This window comes from Actinocrispum wychmicini (genome assembly GCF_004345645.1).
In the GTDB taxonomy this organism is placed as follows: domain Bacteria; phylum Actinomycetota; class Actinomycetes; order Mycobacteriales; family Pseudonocardiaceae; genus Kibdelosporangium; species Kibdelosporangium wychmicini.
This window is the reverse complement of sequence record NZ_SLWS01000012.1, coordinates 249,337-263,888: the sequence shown is the minus strand read 5'-3', so window position 1 is coordinate 263,888 and position 14,552 is coordinate 249,337. Positions and strand designations below refer to the sequence as shown.

Sequence of the window (14,552 nt, the reverse complement as noted above, 5' to 3'; positions counted from 1 at the left end):
GCGATGGGCTACCCTCTGCGCGCTCCGGTCGCTGAAGACTCCTGGCCGAATCGATTCGGTTGGCCAGATTCTCAGTGCGACCAGGCGAGACGCCCGTCACTCCATCGGCGGGCACAAAACTCGGCCCTGGAACGTTGACCAGCGGCACGAGCGCTTACCAGAGATTTGACCGCAGGGGTGAAAAGAAGATGGCGACCGACTACGACGCTCCTCGCCGCAGCGAGGCCGACGACCTCGCCGAGGACTCCCTCGAGGAGTTGAAGGCGCGCCGAAACGAGACGCAGTCCGGTGTTGTCGACGTCGACGAGTCGGATACCGCTGAGAATTTCGAACTCCCCGGTGCCGACCTGTCCGGACTCTCCGGCGAGGACCTGACCGTCAAAGTGATCCCGAAGCAGGCGGACGAGTTCACCTGTTCGCACTGCTTCCTGGTACACCACCGAAGCAGGCTCGCGGAGGAGCGGGACGGCCTGTACGTCTGCCGCGACTGCGCCTGACCGACAACCGAACGAAGCCCTGTCCGATTCCCGGGTATCTGGCCGCTGGTCAGGTACCCGGCGCCGTCTGTGACGAACCCTGGGTCGAGCGCGCCCTCAGCAGCTCGGCCAGTTTCTCGGGTGAGCGGGTGCTGAAGATCCAGTACGGTGTCGGATCGTCCGGATCGGTGAGTTCCACGCGCAGCGCCATGGGTATCCACCCCCGGTGCTGCACGTACGCCGCCGGATCCAGGTCTCGGCCGAGTGCCGGTCGCTTCTCGTGCGCGTTCAGCACCTGGATCTCGCCCACGAACCGAAACGGCAGATGTGCGTCGCCGACCCACAGTTCGTCGTCGGTGACACGCACCCGTGCGCGTCCCATCCAGAACATCACGAACGCGGTGAACGGCAGGAGGACGACATAAGGCAGCCAAGCCCGGACACCTGGGTAACCCATGTGGATCTCGGCGGCCAGCAGGCCGGCTGCGACGAGCGGCAGGATCCATCCCCACCAGGTGACGGACAGTCGCTCGGAGTGGGCGTTCGAGATGTCGGGCACCGCTCCAGGGTAGTCTCGCCGCTCGTGCCCAGCGTGCAGGTCCTGATTTCCCGGCTCGACCCCGGTGTACCGCTCCCGTCCTACGCCCGGCCGGGTGACGCCGGCGCCGACCTCGTGACCACGATGGACGCCGACATCGCGCCCGGCGAACGCGTCATAGTGGGAACCGGCGTCGCGATCGCGTTGCCCGACGGTTACGCGGCGTTCGTGCACCCGCGCTCGGGGTTGGCCGCGCGGGCCGGGCTCAGCGTGGTGAACACGCCAGGCACCATCGACTCCGGCTACCGCGGTGAGATCAAGATTTGCCTGATCAACCACGACCTTCGGGAGCCGATCCGGTTGCGACGCGGCGATCGGATCGCCCAACTGGTCGTCCAGCGGGTGGAACATGCGGTATTCCAGGAAGTGGACGAGCTGGACGAGTCACCGCGCGGCGCGGGCGGCTACGGCTCGACCGGCGGGCACGCGGTGCTCGCGGCCACAGCACGTGACACGGAGGAATAGGTGGCACTTTTCGGGCGACGCCGGAACAAGCGCCCGGCCGAGCAGCCGGATGAACAGGACTACTCGGACTACTCGGACGAAGGCGACGAGTTCGAACCCAACCAGGGCGACCTGGAGGAGTTGGCCGGGCCGTTCGACGGCGACGTGCCCGACGACGGCATCGCGCGGCTGGACTTGGGCTCACTGCTGCTGCCTGTGCCCGAAGGCGCTCAACTGCAGGTCAAGATGGCCCAGCAGGGCGTGGTCGAGGCGATCTTCGTGATCACGCCCAGTGGCCAGTTCACCGTGCAGGCGTACGCCGCGCCGCGCTCAGGAGGCCTGTGGGAGGGCGCCTGCGGCCAACTCGCCGAACAGCTGAAGGCCGACGGCGCGAATGTCCGCAGCACCTCCGGCGAATGGGGACAGGAGTTGATGGCGTCGATCGGCGACATGGCCATGCGGGTGATCGGGGTCGACGGGCCGCGCTGGATGCTGCGTGCCCACGTCGCTGGTCCACAGGACCAAGCGGCTCAGGCGGCACACAGCCTGCGCACCATGGTCCGCGGCACGGTTGTGGTTCGCGGATCGCAGCCGTGGCCGGTCAGCGAGCCGTTGCCGATCCAACTGCCGCCGGAGATCGCCCAGCACATCGAGGCCCAGGGCGGCTGACTTCGTTCGTCTAGGTCGAAGCACATTTCGGCCTGGCGGTGAACGGCATGCGCGGCGGACAAGCGACGCCCGCTCGGGCCTTGGGCGAAGCGGTCAAGGTGTTCGGGGTGAATCCGAACCTGGACACCGAGGCGTGTCACATGGGTCTCGGTCGGAAAGCCTGGATCGACACGCCAGAGCGGATCTTCATATACCGGAGCGGTACGGACTCCGGGTCCGGGCCGGACCGGTTTCCGGGCGTGTCGGACGTCGCCGCGGCAGGTATCGGATATCGCCGACCGCTGTGTCGCAGATCCTGCATAGTCAGGTCGGAAGTCGACGAGCACAGTGCGGCGTTGCCGAGTCGTGGCCTGGAGTCAGGCTGATTCCGGGTTCGTGCCGAACCGGGCGGTGAGGAAGCCGGTGGTGGACGTCTGACGACCGTAATGGACGTCGCTGTGGATCTCGACCTGCCAGCCGCGTGCCGCCAGCCAGGCTGAAGCGTCCTCGTTGAGACCGCCTTTCCACAGACTCGTGAACTCGGCCATGGCCGGCATGGTGCGTGCCAAGGCCGCCATCGGGTTGTTCTCTCCGTGCTCGAAGGCCAAGTGGCTGCCTCTCGCGGACAAGTCGGCGACGGCGGTGAGCATGGTCGAGGCTTCGTCCGCGGACAGGTAGATCATGATTCCCTCAGCAAGCCACGCGGTGCGGATGTCCGGGTCGAAGCCCGCCGCGATCAGGTCCTTCGCCCAGTTCGCCCGCAGGTCGTCCGGCAGGGTGACGCGGTGACACGCGGGCGCGTTGCCGGTGAGAACGGTGTCCTTGAAGGTCAGCACGTCGGGCAGGTCCAGTTCGAACAACCGGGTGTCGCTCGGCCAGGTCAGCCGGAACGCTCGAGTGTCCAGCCCGGCCGCCAGCAGCACGACCTGGCGGCAGTCAGAACGCCGCAGGTAGTCGTCGAAGAACCGGGTGCGGATCGAGCCGTGGCTCGCGAACATCCCGCCCAGATCCGAACTCGCAGCAGGCCTGGTGATCGGCATCGCGTCCAGAAAGAGTTGGGCGTACGGGTCGTCGAACAACCTGTCGTCGCGGCGGCTCTCCACCGCCCGTACCGCGGCCATTCCGAGCGCTGTCATTCCCAAGGTATCCATATCTGTGACGATACATCTGTAGCGATGTATCGTCACAGATATGGATGGTGGACAGCTGTATCGGCTCGGTCGACGGCTGGTCGAGTTGTCCCGTGCGGCGGCCGGTCAGTCCGGGGATCTCGTGCTGACCGCGGGCCAGACGGTGGTGCTCGAGGACGTGATCAAGCACCCGGGCGGCTCGGTGGGCGAGATCCAGGAACGAACCGGCTTGGTGCAGAGCCATGTGTCCGTGTCCGTTGCGAAACTCAGGCAACACGGTCTGGTGCGGACGACGGCGGATCCGGACGACGGGCGAAAGGTTCGGGTCTGGGTCACCGAGGACACGATGCGGGCGATCACACGTCGCGCGACCCGGGGCGTCGACGAGTCGATCACCAGTGCGGTGGGCGATCCGGAACGGGCGCGAAGGGTGATCGCCTTGCTTGACGAACTGGCCGATCTCCTGGCGTGACGCCGGTATTGTCGGGTGATGCCCACCAGTGCCGAATGGCTCGTCTTCCTGGGAACGGCCACGCTGTTCGCGATCATGCCCGGTCCAGGCGTGTTCTATGTCCTCGCGCGGAGCCTGAAGGGCGGCCGTTCGGAAGGAATCCGATCGGTGATCGGCAACGGGATCGGTGCGTGCGTGCACGTGGTGGCTGCGGCGTTCGGGCTGTCAGCCGTGCTCGCGACGTCGGCGACCGCGTTCACGGTCGTGAAACTGGCTGGCGCGGCGTACCTGATCTACCTGGGAGTCAAGACGCTGTTCGGTAAGGACAGGCACGACATCGATCAGATTCGACCGACCGCGTCCTCCGGTGGGCGGCGTTCGGTCATTCTTCAAGGTGTGGTGTCGGAGGTCCTGAACCCGAAGACCGCGCTGTACTTTCTCGCGCTGCTGCCGCATTTCGTACACGTGGACCGGGATCCGGCCCCGCTGGTGTTCACGCTCCTCGGGCTCATCGCGGTGGCCATGGCCGTCGTGGTCGACGTGCTCGTCGCGATCTTCGCCGGATACGTGGGCGCCAAGTTGCGTGGCAACCCAAGGTGGCAGGTCCGGCAACGAATCGGCACAGGACTGACCATGATCGGTCTCGGTGGAGTGCTCGCGTTGGCCGAACAGAACTAACCGGTCTCGGCGTTCGGGCGGGCGGCGTTACGCCCCAAAGGGGCAGCTCTTTGATACTCGTCCGATTGTACGACGATCGTCGTGATAGGACTCCGGGCATGACCGCTCGTGAGTTCGCGGAGTCCACCGCGGACACCGACCAGCAGTCCGACACCGTCCGTCGAGGTGGCCCAGTCAGGTCGATCACCGACGTGCTTGCCTTGCAGGGGAGCGCGGGCAACCATGCGGTGGCCCGGATGCTGACTGTCCAACGTGAACCTGCTGGCGACGCCAATTCATCGAGTCCGCCCACATTGGACGGTCGAGCCTTGGGCGTGACCGTGGAACCTCAACTCCGGGCCGAACGCGAAAAGCTCCTCGCCGAGTACCAGCCGACGACACAGCGGTGGCAGGAACTCAAGACGGCCGCGATCGCCAAGGAGATCACCCCGGAAGGCGCGGCCGAACTCGCCGATCTGGAGAAGGAGCAGAAGCGCCTGGGGGCGCTGCTCGACCAGAACGACAAGGACATGCGCTTGCTCAGTGCGCCGGGGGCGTCCGACCAAGCGCTGAACGAGATGCTTGCCCGTCGGAACCAGAACGTCTCCCTGGGCAGAACCACGGACACGACCACCGGCGGCTGGCAGATCGGCACGAACGGCCTTACGTCCACCAACACGGCCGTCACCAGCAGGATCGACGACGGCGCGTCCTGGACTACGACGAACACGTCGACCACCACGGTCGACACGACCGGTGTCGCGAACCGCAAAACCGAGGTCACGACGAACAAGGAGGGCGAGAGCACCTCGGCCTGGACCACCACCTCGGACCGCAAGGTCGACGTGTCCGGCGGAAACGTGAACTACAACTGGGGGACGTCGAACAAGGCGGAGTACAAGGGCGCGGACAACAGCACGTCGGAGATGACAGGTACAAGTCGCTCGCTCGGCACGAGCGGGTATAGCACGACCGCGGAGAACACCACCACGAACGGAGGCACGGTCGACTCGACCAAGTCGACGTCGTCGGTCACGCGCGGCGACGGAAAGCTCGGCTACACCGCGAGTACGACCAAGAAGTCGGGCACCCAGGACGACAGGGGCGGGCTCACGAAGGGCACGGAGAACACGACCTCGGGCAGCGGCGGTGTGATCGCCGGACCGGACGGTGTCGGTGTGTTCGGCTCCGGAAACCGGAGCTTCTCCCAATCCCGTGAGAGTGGTCTGAAGACCGGACAGACAGTGGGGTTGGACGGCAAAGTCGTCACCAATGTCTCCCAGGTTCCCGGCAGTGACCCGGCGCGGTACCAGATCAGCGTCACGGTCAACCTCACTGGCAAGGTCGGCGGAAGCGCCGGCGGTGAACAAGCATCGGAGGACCAGGGCGGGAAGGCCTCTGTCGGTGCGACGGCGTCCGGATCCGCGGCGATGACCGGAACGTTCGTGCACGTGTTCACCGAGGCCGAAGCTCAGCAGTACCTGGCGGCGGTCAACTCGAAGGGCGCCGGCAGCGGTCCCAAGGAGTTGCAGATCGTCGAACTGCTGGCGAAGGGCAAGATCAGCGGTGCCAGGGCGCTGCTGAACGACGTCCGGGCGACCTGGTTGTCCGCCGACGGCGCCGCGGCCATGAAGGACAGCGACAGCGGGGAGGTCACCGCTGACCTCAAGGGCGAACTCGGCGCCACCGCTGGCGGAGACATGTCCGGATTCGGCGGGAAACTCAACGTCAGCGTGACCAAGGGCCGGACACTCAAGCGCTCTGTCTCCCGAAAGGGCGGCAAAGTGGTCGTCACCGTGTCCGTGACTGACACCGACGGCGGTGCCATCGGCGGATCGGCCTCGTTCGAGGCCGCCGGCGGTGGATACCAAAGCAGCTCGTCCGGCACGAAGTCCCAGTCGGTCACGTTCACCCTGGATCCGGAAACCGCCGCGTACCAGCAACAGTTCGATCTGATCGCGAAAGCCGGCTCGGTCGAGGAACTGCACCACATCGCCCTCGTCCACGCCGACCTGGTGAGCGCCGACACCACCAGTGAGGGCTACGCCAAGACCGGCACGACCACCGCCACCGTGGGGCCTGTCGGCCTCGAACTGAGCGACACGAGCAGCTTCGACCACAGCCGTTCATCGGATGCCAATGGCAGCTCCGACACGTACACCGGCAGCAAGGGCGGTGGCGCGGCGATCACCGGGCCTGGCGGGTTCAAGGTGGCGCACACCGAGAAAGACACTGTTTCGGTGACCGTCGGTTCGGACGGCAAAGGTTCCGGCGACGTCAACACGTCCACTTCGAATACTGATCTCGGCGGGTCCTGGGCCGCTCTGAAGAAGGCGGCGTCGGACGACAAGACCGGTCTGCTGACCGGGGGCGCGAAGATCATGCAGGACAAGACCGAGGTCTGCGGCATGACTCTGTCCGACGGGGACTTCGCAACGATCGCCGCGATGGCCGAGGACATCGACCGATGGAAGAAGGTCGAACAGAACCCGAACGTCTACAGCGCTTGGATCCGTACCCGTCTCGTGGTCGTCGGGGCGAACGGGGACCGGCAGAAGATCGCTAGGGCCCTGGCCGAGTATGGCGCGCGCAACGACGGCGCGACCCACGCGATCGAACGGATAGTGCGCGGCGTCGGGTCGGCCGATGGTGGTGCGTTGTACGACTGGCCGGGCGAACTGTCCACAGAGAAGTCCTCGTACTCGTCGCTCATCACCGGTGATCCGTTGGCGACCGTCAAGGTGCAGGAGAAGGCGGGGAACAACGCTGTCGCGCTGGAGTCTGCGAAGGGTGCCCTGGCCAAGATCGACGCGCTGATCACGGCCATGCAGACCAAACAGGACAAGTTCAGCAACGCCGCGGCACTCGGCGAGATGCTGGCCGCCGCAGCCGCCCAACGCGGCCAGGTCGCGAAGGAGATCGCGGTCCTCTCCCATCGGCTGGGCGGTGTCAACGCGGGCAATGTTGAGCTGACGGCATCGAACGTCACCGCGGTACCGACCGCCGAGCAGGCCGCGCAGATGGACATCAACCAGGCCGCCGCCAAGGGTGAGCTCACCGGATACGCCAGCGCGCTCGGGGTGTTCGAGAGAAAGCAGCGTGAGGCGTTCGAGTACGTACAACGGGAACAGGCGAAGGAGACCGCGGTCTTCGCCAGCCCAGACACCGAAGGGATCGTGAAGGCGCTCAACAACCTGCACGACAACGTCTACCCTGACTGGGAGAAAACGCTTGTGCAGGCGCGGGACGCGGCGACCCGTGGCGGACTCGACCCGTGGTCGGTCCAGCCGACACCCGGAAAGGGCTTCTTCAACGTCCTGTTCAAGCACAACTTTGGCAGAGAGGTCTACGAATGGCCGCCGAAGCCCAAGGCTGAGTAGGTCTTGCCGCCAACTTCGGCAGTGATTTGGATCCAGGCCGAACGTGCTCCGGCATCGTCAGCGGGACCCCACGAATGCCCCGTAGCATCAACGTACGGGCGTGTGTGCGGGTTCCGTTGGTCAGTGGTAGTCCGGCAGGAACAGGTTTGGTTGCGTGGACGGGCCACTATCGGTGGCGATTCCGGACGGTCGCGCCGACCGCGGCGCCTCCGCCGAGAACCAGGACCAAGGTGGTCAGCGCCCACCGCCGTTTCTTAGGGGTGTCCGGCTGTACAGGCGCGGCGACCGGTCGGCGAGATGGCGGCGGCGGTTTGTGAGGTGTCGTCGCGGGCGGGGACTGGCTCGGCTGGGTGACCGGTTGGGCGCTCGGGGGTGGAGTCGTGGATGGCGTGGTCGGGAGAGGTTTTCGGACCGGAGCCGGAAGCTTCGGCGGGGCCGGGGCGGGTGGTGGCGGTTGAGTCGGTGTAGGCGGGTTCGAAGTCGGTGGTTCGATCACCGGCGGTGGCGGCAGGCAGCCTGCCGCATCGGTGGCGTCCGCGGCCGGGAAGGACGCCACCTCACTGGCGGCCTGTGGGTCGGCCAGAGGGATTCGGTAGAGCCGGCTGCTAGATCCGACTCGGTTGTTGATCGCGTAGAGGATTCGACCGGGTGCCATGAGAATCGCGCCATAGGTCCCGTTCGGCAGGGCTTTCGGCCTGGCGACCGTGTGGACCGTGCCGTGCAGGGGGTCGATGGTGACCACCGTCGCGCTGCTGGTCACGCCGTACAGCAACCCGTCCGAGCCGAAGTCGAAGTCGTCCACGTCGGCGAACCAGGACAGCCACTTCACGTGGATGATCCTCAGGTAGGTCGGGCTTTTCGGATCGATGTCCAACGACAGCAGCCGACCACCGTCCCGCAGGAACAGCGTCGAACCCGAAATGGCACCCGCGGTGGCGTCGCCGACATCGAACACCTTGCCCCGGTCGACCACGGCCCCGCCCGGGTTGATGGTGACCACGTGCGACTTCGTGGAAATTCCGTACAACAGGTTTTGGCTTGCCGCGTAACCGATTCCATTCAGTTCGTCGGCGAAGGTCCGCACGTCACGTGCCTGGCCGGACGGCAGGTCCAGCCGGACCAGAGTGGACGAGGAGCCGTGTCGTGGGGTGTAAACCTCGAACGCGTCGCATGCCCCATCCGCCGCCGCGGCCGGGGTCGAGCCCACGAGTCCGGATCCCATCAGGAGCACGGCGGCGAGGGTGACGTTGGACCAGCGTCGAACGGTCAACTCAACCGGTCCAGCACCGCGCTGAACGCGTCCGGCCCGACCGCCGCGCCACCGCTGAACGGGTTCTGTAGCTGGTAGATCGCGAACAGCAGCAACGTGATCGCGGCCGCGAGGGTTCCGGAGATGAGCGCGTGCGAGATCATCTTCGGACCGCCGTGCAAGTACACCAGGGCCATGGACATCACGCTGCCGAGGATGAGCGCGAACCATACGACCGTGCTCACGCCGTTGTTCGCCGCGTCGTTCAGTCGTGACTGCCTGGCCTGGTACGCGTCCCACAGTTGATCTGTCGCGGCCTGTTTTCTGCTGGTCTGCCAGTCGTCGCCGTCGGCGGTCTGTGTGTTGGCGATCGTGTTGCGAAGTTCGTCGAGCTGCTGCCAGCCGGCCGCCGAATCCACCTTGCCGGTTTCCCGCATCTGCGGCCATTCCTTGGTGACCACAGTGTCGGAGTAGGCGGACACTAGTTGTTTGACCTTGGTGTGCGCCGGCTCCGGCAACGAGTCCGCCGCCCACGACACCGCCACCAGGTCGTTCGCCTCTGTCGTCGAGTTCGTGCGCGCCGTGCTTACCCCGTCGAACAAGGAGATCAGCACGAATGCCAGGAGCACGGCGTGCAGACCCGCGACGATGGTGAACACCTGGCCGGCCACATCGTTGTTGTCACCACGGCTCCCGCTCGAGGACAGCTTGTGGATCAGTACTGCGATCAGGATCGCCGCCACAGCGGCGCCGCCCACCCACAGCAGGCCGGTCAAATAGATGCTCACGCAGCGAGACGGTCACGGAACGCGCTTGGCCGAACAAGGGAAACCCTCGGATCCCACTCTTCGACCACACCGGTTTCGCCGGTTCGGAGCAACGAGGATTCCCACTATTGCTCCAAATGCGTGACCCCACTGGACCGCAGCCAAGCCAGCACGGTGGCCCGTCCGAGGGACTCACGATCCCTGCCCAACGCGCTCAACGTCGTCGTGCAGATCCGAGCCCCGGGGATTGTGTCCGCCCACAGTTCGGCGACCGCCCGCGGATGTACCGGGTCGTCTGAGCAGGCCGCGATCCCGGTCGGCACCGTGATCCGGCTCAGGTCCGAAATCACCGGTGCCGGTCTGGTCGCGGCGATCTCCAACGCCTCGGCGAGCCCGTCGCCGGTCCGCCTCCATGATCGTTCCAGTTCAGCGGCGAACCACGGTTCGCCGTCAACCGTGGCGAGCGTGGCGTCCAGCCCGTATGTACGGACGGCCGCCGCGCTCATCCGAGCCGAGACGGCCGCGGGTGCGTCACCAGGTGGCCCAGTGAACGCCGGCAGCGCCAGTAGCAGCCCGGCGCACCGGTCGGGGTCCGCCAGCGCCCATTCGACGGCGAGATGGGCGCCGAGTGAGACGCCGCCGGCCAGAACCGGGCCGGCCTCCGACTGTTCCGCCAAAATCGCGAAATGGGCTCTGACCAGGTCAGACGCCGATTCGGGACGAGGTGTGACCGCCTGGACGCCGACGGCGCGAAGCGGACCTTCGAACACCGATCGGATGAAAACCTCATCCGATGCGGTACCGGGCAGCAGCACGGCCCGCCGAACCGCCGCCGAACGGGAACGACCAACCTTCACCGGACGTTCCTGGAGTGACACGGTTCTGCCTGCCTTTCAACGGTTACGCTGATTGTGCACGGATCGGAGTCGGGGCCGGTCTCACCATCGAGGAGCGGGCATGGGTGGCGACAAGGGGGACGGTTATTGGCGCCGTCTCGTTCGCAGGTTGACCAGCGAGGTCGAAGACCTCGACGCGGACGACCTGTCCGAACAGGCCGAGGCCAGCGGGGCGCAGCGTGCCTGTGACTGCCGGTCCGGTCAGGAGGTCACCGTGCTCGGCCGGCTGCGCAGCGTGGAGCTGTCCCCGCGGGACGCGGCCGCCACGCTTGAGGCCGAGCTGTTCGACGGGACCGAGGGCGTCACACTAGTCTGGCTCGGTCGGCGCCGGATTCCCGGCATCGAGCCGGGACGTACGGTGAAGGCGAAAGGCCGGATCGCGGTGCGGGACGGCCGCAAGGTCCTCTACAACCCCTACTACGAGCTGCAGACGACTACATGACTGATGCCACCCAGCCCCAGCCGGAGAACAGCGGCGAGGCCGAGGAGACCGAGAAACCGACACCGACGCTCTGGGAGCAGATGGGCGGAATAGTCGGATTCATTTCGGCCTCCATCCCGGTCGTCGTGTTCGTGATCGTCAACCTGGCCACCGGCCTGGGCCCGGCGATCTGGAGCGCGGTCGGGATGGCCGTGCTGATCGCCGTCTGGCGGATCGTCCGCAAGGAGCAGCTGCTGCCGGCCGTCTCGGGCATCTTCGGCGTGGCCATCGCGGCGTTCATCGCCTACCGGCTGGACACGGCCAAGGGATTCTTCCTGTACGGCATCTGGGTGAGTGCCGCTCTCGGCCTTGTCTGTCTGGTGTCGTTGTTCGTGCGCTGGCCGATCATGGGCGTGCTCTGGGGCACGCTGAACGGCCACGGCATGGGCTGGCGATCAGATCCGAAATCGCGGCGTGACTACGACATCGCGACCCTCGCGTGGCTGCTTGTCTTCGCCGCGCGTGTGATCGTCCAGCAGTGGTTGTACAACGTGGACGCGACCACTCTGCTCGGCATCGCCCGGATCGCCATGGGCTACCCGCTGACCGCGATCGCCCTGCTGGTCACCGTGTGGGCGGTGCGCCGTTCGGATCGACGGGACAAACTCCGCGAGGAAGTCGAACGCGTCGCCGCCGAGCAAGCGAAGGCCGAGGACGCCGCCATCGAGCAGCAACTGCGCACCAAATACGACACCGCCGCACAGGAGCCTTCGTAGAATCCGCGGATCTACGTCGGGCTGTTTCGGATGTCGGCTTCCTAATTGCGGACGCTGACCGTCAAGGAGACAGCCTTGAGTCAGTGGCGCGTGATGTCACGTTGTGTGAATCCGGTCTGGCCGGCGTCGCCCAGGCGGGTGAAATGCGTCGATCTTCGACGTGTGCCGCCTGGGCGACGGTCACATCGCGAAACAGATGTGAAACACAGGCGTCTGATCCGCGCGATCCCGGATCTGTAGGACGTGGCTGACCTGAGCGAATGGGGCTGACCTGTGCGAACGTGAATGGGCTACAGGAACGCGGCGCGGTTCTGTTCGGCCCACGCCTTGAACGTGCCCGGCGGGCGGCCCAGGGCGCGCTCTACATCGCCCGTGAGGACCGCGTTGCCGCCTTGGCGCACGAATTCGTAGCCCTTGAGGACGAAGCCCACGAACTCTTCGTCGGCGCCAAGAGCGAGTAGGTCGGCCCGCAGTTGGTCGTCGGTGCCCGGGATGACCTTCAGTGGCCGGCCGATCACCGCCGCGAGCTGCGCCACCTGCTCAGGCATGCTCAGCAACTCCGGTCCGGTCAACGTGTAGACCTGTCCGTCATGGTTGTCCGTAAGCAGTGCGTCGACGGCCACAGCGGCGATGTCCCGTGGGGCGACGACGCCGTTCGTGCCGGTTCCGAAATGGTTCAGGAGCGGCTCGCCGGCCTGGATCTGTGGCGCCCAGCTCAATGCGTTGGACGCGAACGAGGATGGCCGCAGAATTGTCCATGCCAGGCCACTGGCCCGAATCGCCTCCTCCCCGGGCTGATGCCAGCCGCTGGTCGTCTCGTATCCCTGTTCGCCGGTCCCGATCGCGGACACCTTGACGATCTTGCGGACACCCGTGCCGAGCGCGGCATCCACCAGCGCCAGATCGTGCGTCGCGACATGCCCACCAGGAGACGACAGCAGGAAGACTGCCTCGACGCCCTTTACTGCTGCTCGCAACGACGCGGCGTCCTCGAAGTCACCTCGCACGACCTCGAAGCCGGCCGGAACTCGGCCAGGATCGCGGGCCATCGCCCGTGCTGCGGCGCCCTTTTCGGCAAGGTTCCGAAGGACGATGCTGCCTGTGGTGCCGGTGGCACCGGTAACCAGAATCATGGCCACAACCGTGCCGGCCGGTCGCCGCCGCACATAGGAAGATTCGGCACAGTTCGGGCCGGACCCGTGCTGACGAGGTCTTTCCGCGGTTAACGTGAAATCGTGAACCACTGGGAGACCCGGGTGACCACGGACATGCTGGATGACCGGCGCACGCAGACACGGATGCCTGACGGCGCGACGTCGTTGATCTTCTGCCTGCTGCCCGATGGCGAGAGCCACCTCGTTGTCCTCGGGCCGCGCACACGAGCCTCCTACTATCCAGGTAAGGACGTGCCGCTCACGGTGACCGTTCGGTTCCGGCCCGGAAGCGCCCGGCTGCTGACGGGGGTGCCGGTGAGCGAGATCGTGGGGCGCACACTGCCGCTGAGTGACCTATGGGGACCGCCGGCGACCCGCCTCCATCACGACTTGCTCGCTGACCCCACACACGCGTCGCACCGGATCGAGCAGGCGCTCCGGGAACGCCTCGCGGCCCAGCCGAAGGTCGTCGCGTCCAGCCGTGCGCTCGTGTCCGCGGCTACCCTGATGTTGGCCAGCGAACGCGTTCAGGACACCGCGCGGAAGCTGTCCGTCAGCGAACGGCACCTGCGGAACCTGTTCACCGACATGATCGGCCTGTCGCCGAAACAGTTGGCCCGCGTGAACCGTATCCGTACCGTCCTGTCTCGCGCCGAACGTGAACGCGGCACCCGGTTGGCGACTGACATCGGGTACTACGACCAGTCCCACATGGGAGCCGAATTCCGGTCCGCCATGGGAGTACCTCTCGGCGCGTTCATGGCCGGTCAGCTCCCGCCCGGGGAATGCTGTTAGGCAGTCCACCCCAGGAGTGGTTCCACTCGGGGGTAGTTCCAGCCAGTTCCGCACAGAGAGGGGCCGCCAGCCGGTTCCACCCGGGCGCTACCTTCTGGCGGTTCCGCTTGGGAGCACTTCAGTCAGGACCACGGGGACGCCCTCAGGCGGTCCACTCTCGGATTAGGATCGCGTACTCGATCTCGTCGGTCCATTCGTCCTTGACGAACTCGTTCTCCCGCAAATGCGCTTCCTTGCGCATTCCGAGCTTTTCCAGAACACGGGCTGACGCCGTGTTGCGGGCGTCCAACCGGCCGCGGACCCGATGCGCGTTGAGATCCTCGAACGCTATCCACAGCAGCGGCTGGCATGCCTCGGTGGCGAACCCCTGCCCGTAGTGATCGGGATGCAGCACGTAACCGATCTCGGCCTGACGATGGTCGCCGGGGAGCCAGGCCAGTGACACGTCGCCGATCAGCACGCCGGTGTCCTTGCGGACGATCGCGAGCAGCAGGGAATCGCCGGGCTCGGTCAGTTTCGAGAACTTGGCGATCCGTTCGTCCAGCTTCGCCTGGACCTCAGCCCTCGACATCGCCTCGGAGTACAGGTAGGTGTTCACATCCGGCCGGGACCTGATCTCGTACAGCGAGTCGATGTCTTCCGGGACGTGCACGCGCAGCACAAGCCGTTCGGTCTCGATCGGCGAGGTGGGGTGGAACACCCCACCGACA

The 14,552-nt window shown here is 66.1% G+C and carries 16 protein-coding genes; 9 read left to right on the top strand and 7 right to left on the bottom strand.

The features are described from left to right. The first annotated feature begins 188 nt into the window (after positions 1-188). A complete protein-coding gene (locus tag EV192_RS42650; RefSeq protein ID WP_033391377.1) occupies positions 189-497 on the top strand; it encodes a DUF4193 domain-containing protein in 309 nt (102 codons plus the stop codon). Positions 498-546: 49 nt separating this feature from the next. Here the strand turns inward: EV192_RS42650 and EV192_RS42645 are convergent, their stop codons facing one another. Next, complete coding sequence (locus EV192_RS42645) at positions 547-1,035, bottom strand: DUF3093 domain-containing protein (protein ID WP_132124433.1); 489 nt, start codon at positions 1,033-1,035, stop codon at positions 547-549. Between the two features lie 24 nt (positions 1,036-1,059). Here EV192_RS42645 and dut point away from each other — a divergent pair, with 24 nt between their 5' ends. Beyond that, the gene (dut, locus tag EV192_RS42640; protein WP_207926639.1) at positions 1,060-1,539 is read left to right on the top strand and encodes a dUTP diphosphatase; all 480 of its coding nucleotides are present in this window, start codon (positions 1,060-1,062) and stop codon (positions 1,537-1,539) included. Next, positions 1,540-2,187: a DUF3710 domain-containing protein gene (locus tag EV192_RS42635; RefSeq protein ID WP_132124432.1), complete on the top strand. Its 648-nt coding sequence runs from the start codon at positions 1,540-1,542 to the stop codon at positions 2,185-2,187. Between the two features lie 356 nt (positions 2,188-2,543). Here EV192_RS42635 and EV192_RS42630 read toward each other — a convergent pair whose 3' ends face one another. Continuing rightward, positions 2,544-3,317, bottom strand: coding sequence for an SAM-dependent methyltransferase (locus EV192_RS42630; RefSeq protein ID WP_132124431.1), 774 nt, complete (start codon positions 3,315-3,317; stop codon positions 2,544-2,546). A 40-nt stretch (positions 3,318-3,357) separates the two neighbouring features. Between EV192_RS42630 and EV192_RS42625 the strand changes: the two genes are divergently transcribed. The 3 genes from EV192_RS42625 to EV192_RS42615 all read left to right on the top strand — a co-directional run bounded on the left by EV192_RS42625 (position 3,358) and on the right by EV192_RS42615 (position 7,784). Then, a complete protein-coding gene (locus EV192_RS42625; protein WP_132124430.1) occupies positions 3,358-3,768 on the top strand; it encodes a MarR family winged helix-turn-helix transcriptional regulator in 411 nt (136 codons plus the stop codon). An 18-nt stretch (positions 3,769-3,786) separates the two neighbouring features. Continuing rightward, complete coding sequence (locus EV192_RS42620) at positions 3,787-4,425, top strand: LysE family translocator (protein WP_132124429.1); 639 nt, start codon at positions 3,787-3,789, stop codon at positions 4,423-4,425. A gap of 98 nt (positions 4,426-4,523) precedes the next feature. Beyond that, positions 4,524-7,784 (top strand): autotransporter outer membrane beta-barrel domain-containing protein, encoded by a 3,261-nt coding sequence (locus tag EV192_RS42615; protein WP_132124428.1) that lies wholly within the window; start codon positions 4,524-4,526, stop codon positions 7,782-7,784. A gap of 166 nt (positions 7,785-7,950) precedes the next feature. Here the strand turns inward: EV192_RS42615 and EV192_RS42610 are convergent, their stop codons facing one another. From EV192_RS42610 to EV192_RS42600, 3 genes are all read right to left on the bottom strand, one after another. Continuing rightward, on the bottom strand, positions 7,951-9,054 hold the full coding sequence (locus EV192_RS42610; protein WP_132124427.1) for a DUF6923 family protein: 1,104 nt from the start codon (positions 9,052-9,054) through the stop codon (positions 7,951-7,953). Next, positions 9,051-9,821 (bottom strand): bestrophin-like domain, encoded by a 771-nt coding sequence (locus tag EV192_RS42605; protein WP_132124426.1) that lies wholly within the window; start codon positions 9,819-9,821, stop codon positions 9,051-9,053. The genes EV192_RS42610 and EV192_RS42605 overlap by 4 nt, the downstream gene beginning before the upstream one ends. 104 nt (positions 9,822-9,925) lie before the next feature. Continuing rightward, a complete protein-coding gene (locus EV192_RS42600; RefSeq protein ID WP_243727419.1) occupies positions 9,926-10,570 on the bottom strand; it encodes an alpha/beta fold hydrolase in 645 nt (214 codons plus the stop codon). Between the two features lie 187 nt (positions 10,571-10,757). On the opposite strand from EV192_RS42600, the gene EV192_RS42595 reads away from it, so the two are divergent. Beyond that, on the top strand, positions 10,758-11,138 hold the full coding sequence (locus tag EV192_RS42595; RefSeq protein ID WP_132124425.1) for an OB-fold nucleic acid binding domain-containing protein: 381 nt from the start codon (positions 10,758-10,760) through the stop codon (positions 11,136-11,138). Next, positions 11,135-11,893, top strand: coding sequence for a DUF3159 domain-containing protein (locus EV192_RS42590; RefSeq protein WP_132124424.1), 759 nt, complete (start codon positions 11,135-11,137; stop codon positions 11,891-11,893). Before EV192_RS42595 ends, EV192_RS42590 begins: the two co-directional genes overlap by 4 nt. A 290-nt stretch (positions 11,894-12,183) precedes the next feature. Here the strand turns inward: EV192_RS42590 and EV192_RS42585 are convergent, their stop codons facing one another. Continuing rightward, positions 12,184-13,026 carry an SDR family oxidoreductase gene (locus EV192_RS42585; RefSeq protein ID WP_132124423.1) on the bottom strand — a complete coding sequence of 281 codons (843 nt, stop codon included), beginning with the start codon at positions 13,024-13,026 and terminating at the stop codon, positions 12,184-12,186. A gap of 102 nt (positions 13,027-13,128) precedes the next feature. On the opposite strand from EV192_RS42585, the gene EV192_RS42580 reads away from it, so the two are divergent. After that, positions 13,129-13,842: a helix-turn-helix domain-containing protein gene (locus tag EV192_RS42580; protein WP_132124422.1), complete on the top strand. Its 714-nt coding sequence runs from the start codon at positions 13,129-13,131 to the stop codon at positions 13,840-13,842. 142 nt (positions 13,843-13,984) lie between these two features. Here the strand turns inward: EV192_RS42580 and EV192_RS42575 are convergent, their stop codons facing one another. Continuing rightward, a complete protein-coding gene (locus EV192_RS42575) occupies positions 13,985-14,542 on the bottom strand; it encodes a GNAT family N-acetyltransferase (protein ID WP_132124421.1) in 558 nt (185 codons plus the stop codon). Between the last annotated feature and the right edge of the window lie 10 nt (positions 14,543-14,552).